Origin of the sequence: Serinicoccus marinus DSM 15273 (genome assembly GCF_008386315.1) — a bacterium.
Taxonomy (GTDB): domain Bacteria; phylum Actinomycetota; class Actinomycetes; order Actinomycetales; family Dermatophilaceae; genus Ornithinicoccus; species Ornithinicoccus marinus.
Genome location: NZ_CP043808.1, coordinates 2,594,134 through 2,607,036, shown reverse-complemented (window position 1 = coordinate 2,607,036; position 12,903 = coordinate 2,594,134). Strand labels below are relative to the sequence as shown.

Below are 12,903 nucleotides of genomic sequence, written 5' to 3'. Positions count from 1 at the left end.
GCCGTCGTCGCCGTCATAGGCGCCCTCGGGCTGCTCTTCGCGCGCAAGGCCGTGCACGCCGCGATGGGGATGGCCATGACCATGATCAGCCTCGGCGTCATCTACATCGTGCAGCGGGCCGAGTTCGTCGGCATCATCCAGATCTTCGTCTACTCCGGCGCCGTGATGATGCTCTTCCTCTTCGTCGTCATGCTCGTCGGCGTGGACGCCTCCGACTCGACCGTGGAGACGCTGCGCGGGCAGCGGGTCTGGGCCTTCGGGCTGGGTGCGCTCTTCGTCGTCGTCGCGACGCTGGCCCTGGCGCAGGTGTCCTGGCCGCAGGCCGTCGGGCTCGAGGCGGTGCAGACCGAGGGCAGCGTCACGGCCCTGGCCCGCGAGATCTTCGAGCGGCAGGTGCTGACCTTCGAGACGCTCGGCGCGCTGCTGGTCATCGCGGTCATGGCGCGATGGTGCTGGCGCACCGGGAGCGGCTGACGCCGCGGCGCACGCAGCGGGAGACCTCGCAGGACAAGCTGCGCTCGGGCCAGTGGCTCGCCGGCAAGCCGAACCCCGGGGTGTATGCCCGGCACAACGCCGCGGACACGCCGGCGCTCGCGCCCGACGGCAGCCCGATCGAGGAGTCGGTGCCGCGGGTCCTGGTCGCGCGCGGCCAGGTCACCAACCCGGCGGAGTACCGTCTGGCCGGGTCGACCGGGCGCGCGGACGGTCAGCCGCCGGCCGAGCAGTCGCCGCAGGACCTGCCCTCGGGCACCAACGCCGCCGTCGACAACCGCGGCCACGACGTCGAGCCGGAGGCGGACCTGGGCGACAGCGGCCAGGGCACCGACGAGCAGGGGAGGGGTGAGCACTGATGGGGCTCGAGGCATACATCTATCTGTCCGTGGTGCTCTTCGCGCTCGGCTCGGTCACCGTGCTGACGCGCCGCAACACCATCATCGTCTTCATGGGCATCGAGCTCATGCTCAACGCCTGCAACCTGGCCTTGGTCACCTTCGCCCGCATGCACGGCACCCTCGACGGGCAGGTCTACACCCTGTTCGTCATGGTCGTCGCCGCAGCCGAGGTCGTCGTCGGGCTGGCGATCATCATGTCCATCTTCCGTGCGCGCCGGTCGGCCTCGGTCGACGACGCCAACCTGCTGAAGCTGTAAGGAGCGCTCGTGTCTGTGCACGACCTGAGTCAGGGCCTGGCCTCGGTCAGCCTGACCTCGCCGACGACCCGGGCGGTCTCGGCGCGACCCATGCCACCCAGGCCGACGGCATCGCCGGCCTGGGCTGGCTGATGATCGCGCTGCCGCTGATCGGTGCGGCCCTGCTGCTCCTGGGCGGGCGGATGACCGACCGCTGGGGCCCGGCCCTGGCGACGCTGCTGTCCTGGGCGAGCTTCGCCGTGGGCGTCGCGGTCATCGTCCAGCTCACCGGGCTCCCCGCGGAGGAGCGCTCGCTGTCGGTGCCGCTGTGGGACTGGGGCGCGCGGCGAGCTGTCGCTGACCGCGGGGCTGCTGCTGGACCCGTTGTCGCTGGCCTTCGTCATGCTCATCACCTTCGTGGGCAGCCTCATCCACGTCTACTCGCTGGGCTACATGGAGGGCGACCCGGACAAGCGCCGGTTCTTCGCCTACCTCAACCTCTTCGTGGCGGCGATGCTCATCCTGGTGCTCGCCGACTCCTACCTGCTGCTCTTCGTCGGCTGGGAGGGCGTGGGTCTGGCGTCCTACCTGCTCATCGGCTTCTGGAACTGGAACCCGGAGTATGCCGCGGCCGCCAACAAGGCCTTCGTCGTCAACCGCGTCGGTGACGTCGGGCTCATCACGGCCATGGCGATCATGCTCGCGACCTTCGGGGCGCTGGACTTCGCGACGGTGCACGGCAACGCCTCCGGCGCGGGCGACCTCACGCTGACGCTGATCGGGCGCGCGCTGCTGCTCGGGGCCTGCGGCAAGTCGGCGCAGTTCCCGCTGCAGAGCTGGCTGGGTGACGCGATGGCCGGCCCGACCCCGGTCTCGGCCCTGATCCACGCGGCGACGATGGTCACCGCCGGTGTCTACCTCGTCGCCCGCAGCCAGGCGATCTACGACCTCACCCCGGATGCCCGGCTCGTCGTGGCGATCGTCGGCGCGGTCACGCTGCTCTACGGCGCGATCGTCGGCTGCGCCAAGGACGACATCAAGAAGGCGCTGGCCGCCTCGACGATGTCGCAGATCGGCTACATGATGCTCGCGGTCGGGCTCGGCCCGGTCGGTTACCTCTACGCGATCTTCCACCTGGTGACGCACGGCTTCTTTAAGGCCAACATGTTCCTCGGGGCCGGCTCGGTCATGCACGCCATGAACAACCGGGTCGACATGCGCAGCTTCGGTGCGCTACGGACCGACATCAAGATCACGTTCGTGACCTTCCTGTGCGGCTGGCTGGCCATCATCGGCTTCCCGTTCACCGCGGGCTGGTACTCGAAGGACCTCATCATCGAGACCGCTCTCGCCGAGCCGGGCTGGCGCGCCTGGGTCTTCGGCGGCATCGCGCTGCTGGGCGCCGGGATCACCGCGTTCTACATGTCGCGCCTGTTCTTCATGACCTTCTTCGGCGAGAAGCGCTGGGAGGAGGAGGACCACCCGCACGAGTCGCCGCTGCTCATGACGGTGCCGATGATGATCCTGGCGCTGGGCTCGCTCGGCCTGGGGTACGTCCTCTACCAGACCCACATCATCACCGACTGGCTGGGCCGGTCTTCGGCCACGTCGAGCACGGTGAGCCGATCATCCCGGTCCTGGCCATCCGCATATGGTCTTCGTGCTCATGGTGATCGGTGCCGGCCTGGCCTGGATGATGTATGCCCGCCGCGAGGTCCCCCGCACCGCGCCGCGGCCAGCCTGGTCACCGTGGCGGCACGCCGCGACCTCTCCAGGACGACGTCAACGACGCGCTGTTCACCGGGCCGACGATGGCCCTGGCGCGCACCGCCGTCGACGCCGACAGCACCCTCGTCGAGGGCAGCGTGACCGGCGGCACGACCGGTGGCCTCAAGGGCCGCCTCCGGCCTGCTGCGCCGCGCGCAGAACGGGCTTCGTCCGCTCCTATGCCCTGACGATGCTCCTGGGCGTCGTCGCGATCCTCGGCGCAGTCTGGGTGATGCAGTGATGAACTTCCCCTGGTTGACCACGCTCCTCGTGCTGCCGCTCGTCGGCGCGCTCCTGGTCTCGCTGCTGCCCAAGGGCAGCGCCCTGGTGCGCCCGTCGCCCTCGGCGTCGCCCTGCTCACCCTTGCGGTCGGCATCGGCGCCGCCACGCAGTTCCGCCTCGGCGGCGGCGGCGGCGAGCAGTTCCAGCTCACCGAGGTCTACTCCTGGATCCCGCAGTTCGGCGTCTCCTACGCCCTGGGCGTCGACGGCATCTCGCTGTCGATGATCCTGCTCGGGCTGGTGCTCGTGCCGATCTGCATCGTCCGCCTGGGACGACGTGCCCGCGGTGGGCCGCCGCCAGCACGCCTACTTCGCCCTCATGCTGGCGCTGACCTCGATGATGGTCGGTGTCTTCGCCGCGATCGACGTCTTCCTCTTCTACGTCTTCTTCGAGGCGATGCTCATCCCGGTGTACTTCCTCATCGGGGTCTTCGGCGGCACCCGCCGGGCCAGGGCGGCGACCAGCTTCCTGCTCTACTCGCTCGCGGGCGGGCTCATCATGCTGGTCGCGGTCATCGGGGTCTACCTGGCCGGCCCGCGCGGCACCGACGGCTTCCTGCTGTCCAACCTGACCGGGCTCGACCTGTCGGTGGAGGCGGGCCGCTGGCTCTTCCTCGGCTTCTTCATCGCCTTCGCGATCAAGGCGCCGATGTGGCCGGTGCACACCTGGCTGCCGCTCGCGGCCGAGCAGGCCCGGCCGGCGACCTCGGTCCTGCTGGTGGGCGTGCTCGACAAGGTCGGCACCTACGGCATGATCCGCTTCTGCCTGGCGCTCTTCCCCGAGGCCAGCCAGTGGGCGACCCCGGTGATCCTCGCCCTGGCGCTGGTCTCGCTCTTCGTGGGCGCCTTCCTCGCCATCGGGCAGACCGACATGCTGCGGCTCATCAGCTACACCTCGATCAGCCACTTCGGCTTCATCGTGCTGGGCATCTTCGCCTTCACGACGGTCAGCCAGACCGGCGCGACGCTCTACATGGTCAACCACGGCTTCACCACCGCCGGGCTGTTCCTCGTCGCCGGCATGCTCATCGTCCGGCGCGGCTCGCGCGACCTGCGTGACTTCGGCGGCTGGCAGCGGGTCACCCCGCTCGTGGCCGGTGCGCTGCTCGTCTCCGGCCTCTCCGGCCTGGCGCTGCCCGGCCTGAACTCCTTCGTCAGCGAGTTCCTCGTCATCGTCGGCACCTTCGGCCGGCACCCGTGGCTGGCGATCATCTCCGCCCTGGGCGTCATCCTCGCGGCCGTCTACATCCTGGTGATGTACCAGAAGGTCGCGACCGGGCCGAGGCCCGAGGGCGCCGAGGTCGAGGGCATATCTGACATGAGCGGGCGGGAGAAGTGGGTCGTGGCCCCGATCATCGCCGCCTTCCTGGTCCTCGGCTTCTACCCCAAGCCCGTCCTGGACCTGCTGGAGCCGGCCGTCGAGCAGACGCTGCAGACCGTCGGGATCAGCGACGTCTCCCCCGCTGTCGACACGACCGCCGACCACTCGACCGAAGGGAGTGACCACTGATGGGTGGCTCCATGTTCGTCGCGCCGGACATCAACTACACGGCGCTTCTCCCGATGATCATCGTCTTCGTCGGCGGGCTGGTCGGGGTCACCGTGGAGGGCTTCGCCTCGCGGCGGACCCGGTATGCCGTGCAGGTGCCGCTCTCGGTCGCCACGCTCGTGCTGGCGCTGGTCGCGCTGGTGCTGCTCGGTCGGGACAACCAGGGCCTCACCGCCGCCGACACGGTCGCCGTGGACGGCGTGGCGCTCTCGCTGCAGGGGCTCGTGCTCGTGCTGTCGATCCTCGGTCTGCTCGCGATGAGCGAGCGCTTCGGGGGCCAGCAGCCGGACGCCTTCACCCAGTCCGGGGTCTCGACCCCCGGCTCGGCGGAGGAGACGCTGGCCACCAAGGTCGGGGCCACCACCACCGAGGTCTACCCGCTGACGCTCATGTCGGTCGGGGGCATGATGCTCTTCGTCGCGGCCAACGACCTGCTGCTGCTCTTCGTCGCCCTGGAGATCCTTTCGCTGCCGCTCTACGTCCTCACCGGGCTCGCGCGGCGCCGGCGGCTGCTGTCGCAGGAGGCCTCGCTGAAGTACTTCCTGCTCGGCAGCTTCTCCTCGGCGTTCTACCTCTTCGGGGCGGTCCTGCTCTACGGCTACGCCGGCTCGATGCGCTTCGCCGACATCGCCGCCGCCATCAGCACCGGCGTCGGCATGGACGGCCTGCTCGTGCCGGGCGTGCTGCTGGTCGCCGTCGGCCTGCTCTTCAAGGTCAGTGCCGTGCCCTTCCACGCGTGGACGCCGGACGTCTACCAGGGCGCCCCGACCCCGGTCACCGGCTTCATGGCCGCCTGCACCAAGGTCGCCGCCTTCGGCGCGATGCTCCGCGTGCTCTACGTCGCCGTCGAGGGCGCGCGGCTGGAGTGGCAGCCGGTCATCGCGGTCGTCGCGGCGCTGTCGATGATCGGCGGCGCGCTGCTGGCCATCGTGCAGACCGACGTCAAGCGCATCCTGGCCTACTCCTCGATCGCCCACGCCGGCTTCATCCTCACCGGAGTCGTGGCCCTCGACGTCGCCGGTGTCTCCAGCACGATGTTCTACCTCGTGACCTACGGCTTCATGACGATCCCGGCCTTCGCGATCGTGGCGCTGGTCCGCAGCGCCGGCACCGAGGCCACCCTGGTCGACCAGTGGTCCGGCCTCGGCCGGCGCTCCCCGTGGATCGCCGCCTGCTTCACCTTCCTGCTCATGGCCTTCGCGGGCATCCCGCTCACCTCCGGGTTCACCGGCAAGTTCGCGGTCTTCTCCGCGGCGGTGAGCCAGGGCTGGGCGTGGCTGGCCGTCATCGGTGTCCTCGCCAGCGCGGTCACCGCCTACATCTACTTCGTGCTCGTCGTGCAGATGTGGCTCGGGGACGCCGACGCCGGCGGTGACACGGTCGTGGTCCGTCCATCGTGGATGACCTCGGTCGCGATCCTCGTCGGGGTCGCCATGACCCTGGCCCTGGGCGTCATGCCCTCCCCGGTCCTCGACCTGGCGCAGAGCACCGCGGCGTTCCTGCGGTGAGACCCCCGAGCATCCCGGGTGCCGACGAGGAGCTGACCGGTCGGGTCGAGGCGGGTCTGGCCCGGGTCACGCAGCGGCTGGAGGAGGTCGTCGACCACGACGACCCCTTCGTCTCCGAGGCCAACCACCACCTCGCGGGCGCCGGCGGCAAGGGCTTCCGCCCGTTGCTCACGCTGCTCGCCAGCGAGGTCGGCGACGGCTGGGACGAGCGGGTCGTCGATGCCGCCGTCGGGGTCGAGCTGACCCACCTGGCCTCGCTCTACCACGACGACGTCATGGACGAGGCGGAGCTGCGGCGGGGGGTGGAGAGCGCCAACGCCCGCTACGGCAACTCCACCGCGATCCTCGTGGGTGACCTGCTCTTCGGCACCGCGTCCTCGGTGGTGGCCGGGCTCGGTGCGGAGGCGGTGCGGATCCAGGCGGACACCTTCGTGCGGCTGTGCGCCGGCCAGATCCGCGACGACCGGCAGGCCGACGCCGAGCTGCCCAGCGACCAGGCGGTCCAGGCATACCTCGAGATCCTGGAGGACAAGACCGGCGCGCTCATCGCGACCGCGGCTCGCTACGGCGCGATGTTCGGCGGCTGCGACGAGGCGACGACCCGCACGCTGACGGCCTACGGCGAGAAGGTCGGCGTCGTCTTCCAGCTCGCCGACGACCTGCTCGACGTCGCCTCCGACGCGCAGGTGTCCGGCAAGACCCCGGGCACCGACCTGCGCGAGGGCAAGGCGACGCTTCCGGTGCTCTACGCCCGGGGCAGCGAGGACCCCGCCGACGCCCGGCTGCTCGAGCTCACCCGCGGCCCGGTCGAGGACGCCGACGAGCTCGCCGAGGCACTGGCCCTGCTGCGCGCGCACCCCGCGATGACCCAGGCGCGGGAGCACACCCTGCGGGTCGCCGCGCAGGCCCGGGAGCTGCTGGAGGGCCTGCCCGACTCACCCGCGGTCGCGGCGCTGCGGGCCCTCGTCGACGGCGTCGCCGACCGCTCCCGCTGAGCACCACCACGTCCAGCACCACCTCAGCGGCCCACCCCACTCACCGACCGACACCGCGCCCTCCCGCCCTACCCTCCCCGGGGTATGCCCGTGCCTCAGCCGCGACGACCGCGGCCCGGGTAGACGTGGGCCCACGCCGGGGCGGGGCGCGCTGTCGCCGAGGTAGGGGTAGGCGCTGGTACCGCCCTCGCCGGGGTGCTGGACGCTGACGAGCACCGAGCGGTCCTGCCAGTCGATCACCGGGCCGCAGCACTCGGCGCCGAGAGGAACTGCTGCACCAGGCCGCGGTCCCGGCCGCGGGTCGGCATGCGGAAGAGCCCGTCGCAGGTGCCGATCGTGCCGGGCGCGCCGTCGGTGGAGATCCACAGGTGGCCGGGCTCGCCGTCGAAGGCCACGTTGTCCGGGCAGCTGATGGGGGTGACCTCCCGGCGGTCCATGCCGGAGAAGTAGGTGCCCGGGTCCGAGGGGTCGCCCGCGACGAGCACGATCTTCCAGCGGAAGCGCAGCGGCGCGGCGTCGTCGCCTTCCTCCCGCCACTCGATGACGTGACCGAACGTGTTGTTGGCCCGCGGGTTCGGCTCGTCGATCTGGCCGGGCGTGCGTGCCGTGTTGTTGGTGAGCGCGACGTAGACCCGGCCGGTGTGCGGGTCGGGCTGGACGTCCTCGGGACGGTCCATCTTGGTCGGTCCGACCCGGTCCGCGGCGAGCCGGGTCCAGGTGCACACCTCGGCCACGGTCATACCCTCGACCCGGGACTCACCGTCGACGACGTGCGGCAGCCACTCACCGCGCCCGTCGTGCGCGAGCCGGATCGTGGCGCCCTCGTGCTTGAACCGGCCGAGCGCCGTGTGCTTGACCGGCGTGGAGCCGGGGTCGTCCGGGTCCACCTCGACGATCCAGCCGAAGCGGTTGACCTCGTGCGGCTCGTCGGCGACCGAGAAGCGCCGGTCCGCCTGCTCCCAGCCGCGCCCGCCGGAGGTGATGCCGTAGCGGGCGAGCCTGCCCTCGGGGTCCGGCGCCCCGGTCGAGTCGAAGTACTGGTTGAAGTTCTCCTCGCCGGACAGCACCGTGCCCCAGGGCGTGTCGCCCCCGGCGCAGTTGTTGAGCGTCCCCAGCACGCGGCGCCCGTCGGCGGCCATCTCGATCTCGCCTGCTCGGCGGTCACCGACCCGTCCCAGTCGGGGAACATCATCTCGGGGTTCGTGCACTCGTTGTTGAAGACGATCACGCCGCGCCGCCTCGCCCAGCCGCGGTCGCCGTCCTGGCGCAGGGTCAGGTAGTCGGCATTGTAGCCGGCCTGACCCTTCTGGGCCTCAACCGACTGCCGGTCCACGTCGAAGGCGGGAGCGCCGGGCTCCACCGGGTCGCCCCAGGAGATCACGGGTGCCCAGGTGAAGCCGGTCGGCACCACGAGGTCGTCCACGTCGGCGGGCGTGGGGGAGATGGACGGGAACCCCCACAGCCGGTGGTCGGTGTCCGGCAGCTCCGAGGCGGCCGCCGCAGCGTCGGGGGCTGCCGCCCAGGCCACGCCGGCCAGCGCAGCGGTCCCCCCGGCGAGGACCGATCGACGACGCACCGCGCCCTGGACCACGTCGCCGAAGTAGGTGTTGTCGCTGGTGTTGGGCACCGGCTGGGAGCAGGCGTCGCCGCAGCGGTAGCGGCACGTGGCCGCGCTCCGGCCCCCCGGGTGGGCGGCGAGGATCGGCAGCAGGATGCGGCGGGTGGTGGTCGAGGGCATGGACACGGGCGATCCTCCGTGGTCGGTGGGTGACGGGTCGAGGAACGCGCCCCACGGGCATACCCTGGGAGGCCGGAGAGCGGAGGAGGAGGACCCGTGAGACGCATGCTGGCGGGACTGTGGGCCATGCTGCCGTTGGCGGTGCTGCTGGTCGCGGTCACGGTGCTGCCGACCCCGGAGCGGGTGCCCAGCCACTGGTCGGGCCGGCTGCCGGACGACTTCGTGGGGGGAGCCGGGTTCCTCTCCGGCGTGCTGGCGACGACCGTGGTGTGCACCGTCGTGGCCGCCCTCACGGCGATCGCCCGCCGCGTCGTGCCTCCGAGCTGGTGCCGCTGGGTGCTGGCCGTGGTCGCGGCGGTCGGCTGGGGCGCCGTGGCGCTCTGGGGGGTTACGGTCTGGCGTGTCGGCATCGACGGGCCGGAGCAGGTGCGGGAGTGGTGGCCGCTGCTCGCGCTCGCCGCGGCAGGGCTCGCCGGACTCCTCGGGTATGCCCTGCACGGCCGACAGGTCCCGAGCGAGGAGGAGCTGGAGGACCTCGTGCCCGAGCACGCCCGCGTCCGCCCGGTCCGCGAGCCGAGACCGGTGGAGCCCTGGAGCTCGGTGGTGTACTCACGCATGCTGCAGGTGCTGGGCGTGGGCCTGGTCGTCGTCTTCGTCGTCGTGGGTGCGGTGGTCTGGTGGACCGGGGAGAGCCTCGAGGTGCTCGTCGTCCTGCTCCTGACCGGCGCCGGTGCCGGCGGGTTCGCGCTGCTGTGGTCCGCGGTCCGGGTCGAGGTGGACGCGGCGGGGCTGCGAGTGCGCTCGCGGGTGCTCCCGTGGGGGGTCCTCCGGGTCCCGGCCGAGCGGGTCGCCGGGGCGGACGTGCAGGAGCTGGACCCGATGCGGTGGGGCGGGGTCGGGCTCCGGGTGCTCCCGGGCCGCACCGCCTACATCGTCGGCCCGGGCGGAGGGCCGGGCATCGTCGTCTACCAGCGCGACGGGCGCCGGCTCGCGCTGCAGATCACCGAGGGTGATGCTGCCGCGCGCGCCGGCGCCGCGACGTTGCTGCAGGCCGCGGGTCAGCGCGTGGGGGAGGGCTCGCTCTCCTGAGCCGACGGTCCAGCGGGCTCCGCGGACCCGTCCGCACGCTCGCCGCCTCCCCGCTCGCCGTCCGCGGCGCTCTCGTCGTCGCCCCCGGCCCCGTCGTCCTGCGACCCGTGGCTCATCCCCAGGGTCCGCTCGAGCTGAGCACCCTCGACGTCGACGTCCGGCAGGATGCGGTCCAGCCACCGCGGCAGCCACCAGGCGCGCTCGCCCAGCAGCGACATCACCGCCGGCGTCAGCGTCATCCGGACACCGAAGGCGTCGACGAGCACCCCCACGGCCAACCCCAGCCCGATGGGCCGGACCATCGTCAGGTGCGCCCAGACAAAGCCGGCGAAGACCGAGATCATGATGATCGCCGCGGCCGTCACGACCCGCGCGCTGGCGTTGAAGCCGGTGACCACGGCCGTGCGGGCGTCCTTGCCGTGGACCCGCTCCTCGCGCATCGCCGAGACGAGGAAGAGCTGGTAGTCCATCGCCAGGCCGAAGAGGATCCCGATGAGCAGGATCGGCAGGAAGGACAAGATGGGCCCCGCCTCGTTGACCCCGAAGAAGCTTGAGGCGAAGCCGAGCTGGTAGACCCCGACGACCGCCCCGAACGCCGCCCCGACACTCAGCAGGAAGCCTCCGGTGGCCAGCAGCGGCACCAGGACCGACCGGAACACGAGCAGCAGCAGGACGAGCGAGAGTCCGACCACGACGACGAGGTAGATCGGCAGCGCGTCGGCGAGCTGCTCGGAGATGTCGATGTTGGCGACCGTCTGCCCGGTCAACCCCAGGGTCGCACCTTGGTCCTGCCCGATCTGCTCGACCGCGGGGCCGAGCCGGTCCACGAGCGCCTCGGTGGAGGCGTCGGCCGGGCCGCCCTCGGGCTGCACCCTGAACGCGAGCACGTCGCGGTCCTCGTTGACCCCGGCGGGCAGGACCTGCTCGACACCCTCGACCGCGGCCAGCTCCTCGCCGAGGTCGGCCTGTGCTGTCAGGAGCGCGGTGTCGCCCTCCACGAGCGGCTCGTCCAGCTCGGCCACGACCAGGACCGGCCCGTTGGCACCGGCGCCGAACTCCTCGCGCACGGTGTCATAGGTGGTGTATGCCGTGGATCCGGCCGGCTCGCTGCTGCCGTCGGGCAGGCCGAGGCGCAGGTCCAGGGTCGGCCAGGCCAGCGCGCCGACGACGGCCAGCACCCCGAGCACCGCCAGCCAGGGCCGGCGCTGCACCCGGGCGGCCCAGCCGTGGGAGGCGTCGTCGGCGTGCTCGGTCGCCGGGTCCTCCTCGTGCTTGCCCCGGTGTCCCTCGGCGCGCTCGCGCCGGGGCAGCACCTTGTCGCCGATGAGCGAGAGCATGGCCGGGGTCAGGGTGATGGCGACGAGCACGGCGATGGCCACCGTCGCCGCGGCGACCAGGCCCATGACGCCCAGGAACGGGATGCCGGTCAGGGTGAGCGCGACCAGCGCGATGATGACCGTGAGCCCGGCGAAGGTCACGGCGTTGCCGGAGGTGCCCACGGCGAGCGCGATCGAGTCACGCAGCGGCATACCCTGGCGCACCTGCTGCCGGTGCCGGTTGATGAGGAAGAGGGAGTAGTCGATCCCGACGGCGAGGCCGAGCATGAGGGCCAGCACCGGGGTGATGGACTGCATGTCGACCCACTGCGACAGGGCCAGGGCACCGGTGAGCCCGACGCCGACCCCGACCAGGGCCATGAGGATCGGCAGGCCGGCGGCGACCAGGCTGCCGAGCATGACGAGCAGCACGACCGCCGCGACGACCAGACCCACGACCTCCCCCGGACCGAGCAGGCTGGACAGGTCGTCCGTGATCTCCTTGGAGAAGTCGACGGTCAGGCCCTCGCCCTCGAGGTCGTCGCCGATCCGCTGGATGGCCTCGGTCGTCTCCGGGGGGATGAACCCCTCGGCGTCGACAACGGACACCTGGGTGAGGGCGACGGTGCCGTCGGTGTTGACCACCCGGAAGCCGTCGGTCAGCTCGACCGTGCGCCGGGCTGCGGCGAGGTCCTCCTCGCCCTGCGCGATCTCTGCCTCGGCGTCCTCGAGCTCGGCGGCGTTCTCCTCGAGCTGGGTCTCGCCCTCGGCGATCTCGGCCTCGCCGGCCTCGAGCTGCTCGGCATTCGCGTCGATCTCCGCCTGGGCGGCCTGCAGCTGCTCTCGGCCGGCGTCGAGCTGCTGCTGGCCCGCGGCGATCTCGGCCCGGGCCTGCTCCTCGGCGGCCGGCGGGACCTGCCCGGCGGCGACCCCGGCCTCGAGCTGCTCCAGCTGGGCGTCCAGCTCGGCCTGCGACTCCTCCAGGGTGGCGGCCTGGGCGTCCAGCTCGGCCTGACCGGCCTCGAGCTGCTCCCGGCCCGCGGCGAGCTCCTCACGCGCGGTCTCGAGGTCGGCGCGCCCCTGCTCGAGCTGCTCCCGGCCGTCCTCGAGCTGGGCGCGGCCGTCGGCCAGCTCGACCTCGCCGTCGGTGATGTCCTGGGGTGCCGAGTCGAGCTCGGCCTGCGCCTCGAAGGGGTCGGTGGAGGTGACGCCGTCGAGGTCCTCCCAGTCCTCCACGGCCCCGGCGATCGCCTCCCGCTGCTCGTCGGTGAAGCCGTCGTCGTTGCGGAAGACCACGGTGCCGGTGGTGCCGGCCGCCTCGGGGATCTCCTCCTGCAAGGTCTGCAGCACCTGCTCGAAGCGGCTGCCGGGGATGGAGAACTCGTTGGACAGCGGCTTGGCGAGCGTGGCCATGCCGGTCACGGTGAGGGCGAGCACGGCGGCCCAGATCGCGATGACGCCGAGCCGGTGGTGGGCGCACCAGCGCCCCAGGCGGTGCAGGAGAGTGGCCACGAGGGTCCTTTCGGGGTTG

At 71.9% G+C, this 12,903-nt stretch carries 9 protein-coding genes and 2 pseudogenes; 8 read left to right on the top strand and 3 right to left on the bottom strand.

The window, feature by feature from the left end:
• Nucleotides 1-63: 63 nt before the first annotated feature.
• From FU792_RS18040 to FU792_RS12440, 7 genes and pseudogenes are all read left to right on the top strand, one after another.
• Nucleotides 64-474, top strand: coding sequence for an NADH-quinone oxidoreductase subunit J (locus FU792_RS18040; protein WP_338101188.1), 411 nt, complete (start codon nucleotides 64-66; stop codon nucleotides 472-474).
• Nucleotides 447-851: a hypothetical protein gene (locus FU792_RS18035; RefSeq protein WP_238705986.1), complete on the top strand. Its 405-nt coding sequence runs from the start codon at nucleotides 447-449 to the stop codon at nucleotides 849-851. Before FU792_RS18040 ends, FU792_RS18035 begins: the two co-directional genes overlap by 28 nt.
• Nucleotides 851-1,150 (top strand): NADH-quinone oxidoreductase subunit NuoK, encoded by a 300-nt coding sequence (nuoK, locus tag FU792_RS12465; protein ID WP_022925204.1) that lies wholly within the window; start codon nucleotides 851-853, stop codon nucleotides 1,148-1,150. Before FU792_RS18035 ends, nuoK begins: the two co-directional genes overlap by 1 nt.
• Before the next feature lie 363 nt (nucleotides 1,151-1,513).
• Complete coding sequence (gene nuoL, locus FU792_RS12460) at nucleotides 1,514-2,998, top strand: NADH-quinone oxidoreductase subunit L (RefSeq protein WP_238705985.1); 1,485 nt, start codon at nucleotides 1,514-1,516, stop codon at nucleotides 2,996-2,998.
• A 138-nt stretch (nucleotides 2,999-3,136) separates the two neighbouring features.
• Nucleotides 3,137-4,687 (top strand): annotated as a pseudogene (locus FU792_RS12450) (NADH-quinone oxidoreductase subunit M).
• A gap of 11 nt (nucleotides 4,688-4,698) precedes the next feature.
• Nucleotides 4,699-6,234, top strand: a complete 1,536-nt coding sequence (gene nuoN / locus FU792_RS12445; RefSeq protein ID WP_237740028.1) for an NADH-quinone oxidoreductase subunit NuoN — start codon at nucleotides 4,699-4,701, stop codon at nucleotides 6,232-6,234.
• Nucleotides 6,231-7,229, top strand: a complete 999-nt coding sequence (locus tag FU792_RS12440; protein WP_022925208.1) for a polyprenyl synthetase family protein — start codon at nucleotides 6,231-6,233, stop codon at nucleotides 7,227-7,229. The genes nuoN and FU792_RS12440 overlap by 4 nt, the downstream gene beginning before the upstream one ends.
• 236 nt (nucleotides 7,230-7,465) lie before the next feature.
• Here the strand turns inward: FU792_RS12440 and FU792_RS18030 are convergent, their stop codons facing one another.
• Both FU792_RS18030 and FU792_RS18025 read right to left on the bottom strand, forming a co-directional pair.
• Nucleotides 7,466-8,368, bottom strand: a complete 903-nt coding sequence (locus tag FU792_RS18030; RefSeq protein WP_238705984.1) for a PhoX family protein — start codon at nucleotides 8,366-8,368, stop codon at nucleotides 7,466-7,468.
• A gap of 60 nt (nucleotides 8,369-8,428) precedes the next feature.
• Nucleotides 8,429-8,967, bottom strand: a pseudogene (locus FU792_RS18025) (alkaline phosphatase PhoX); the annotation flags it as partial.
• Nucleotides 8,968-9,063: 96 nt separating this feature from the next.
• Between FU792_RS18025 and FU792_RS12430 the strand changes: the two are divergent.
• Nucleotides 9,064-10,056, top strand: a complete 993-nt coding sequence (locus FU792_RS12430; protein ID WP_149814802.1) for a hypothetical protein — start codon at nucleotides 9,064-9,066, stop codon at nucleotides 10,054-10,056.
• On the opposite strand, the gene FU792_RS12425 is transcribed toward FU792_RS12430, so the two are convergent.
• Entirely contained in the window at nucleotides 10,026-12,884 is a 2,859-nt protein-coding gene (locus tag FU792_RS12425) for an MMPL family transporter (RefSeq protein ID WP_022925210.1), read from the bottom strand. The two genes, FU792_RS12430 and FU792_RS12425, sit on opposite strands and share 31 nt — an antisense overlap.
• Nucleotides 12,885-12,903: the final 19 nt, after the last annotated feature.

Excerpts from the sequence above, each read along its gene's own strand:
- nuoN (WP_237740028.1), top strand. The coding sequence starts at position 4,699 with ATGTTCGTCGCGCCGGACATCAACTACACGGCGCTTCTCCCGATGATC.
- FU792_RS18035 (WP_238705986.1), top strand. The coding sequence starts at position 447 with ATGGTGCTGGCGCACCGGGAGCGGCTGACGCCGCGGCGCACGCAGCGG.
- nuoK (WP_022925204.1), top strand. The coding sequence starts at position 851 with ATGGGGCTCGAGGCATACATCTATCTGTCCGTGGTGCTCTTCGCGCTC.
- FU792_RS18040 (WP_338101188.1), top strand. The coding sequence starts at position 64 with ATGGGGATGGCCATGACCATGATCAGCCTCGGCGTCATCTACATCGTG.
- FU792_RS18030 (WP_238705984.1), bottom strand. The coding sequence starts at position 8,368 with ATGGCCGCCGACGGGCGCCGCGTGCTGGGGACGCTCAACAACTGCGCC.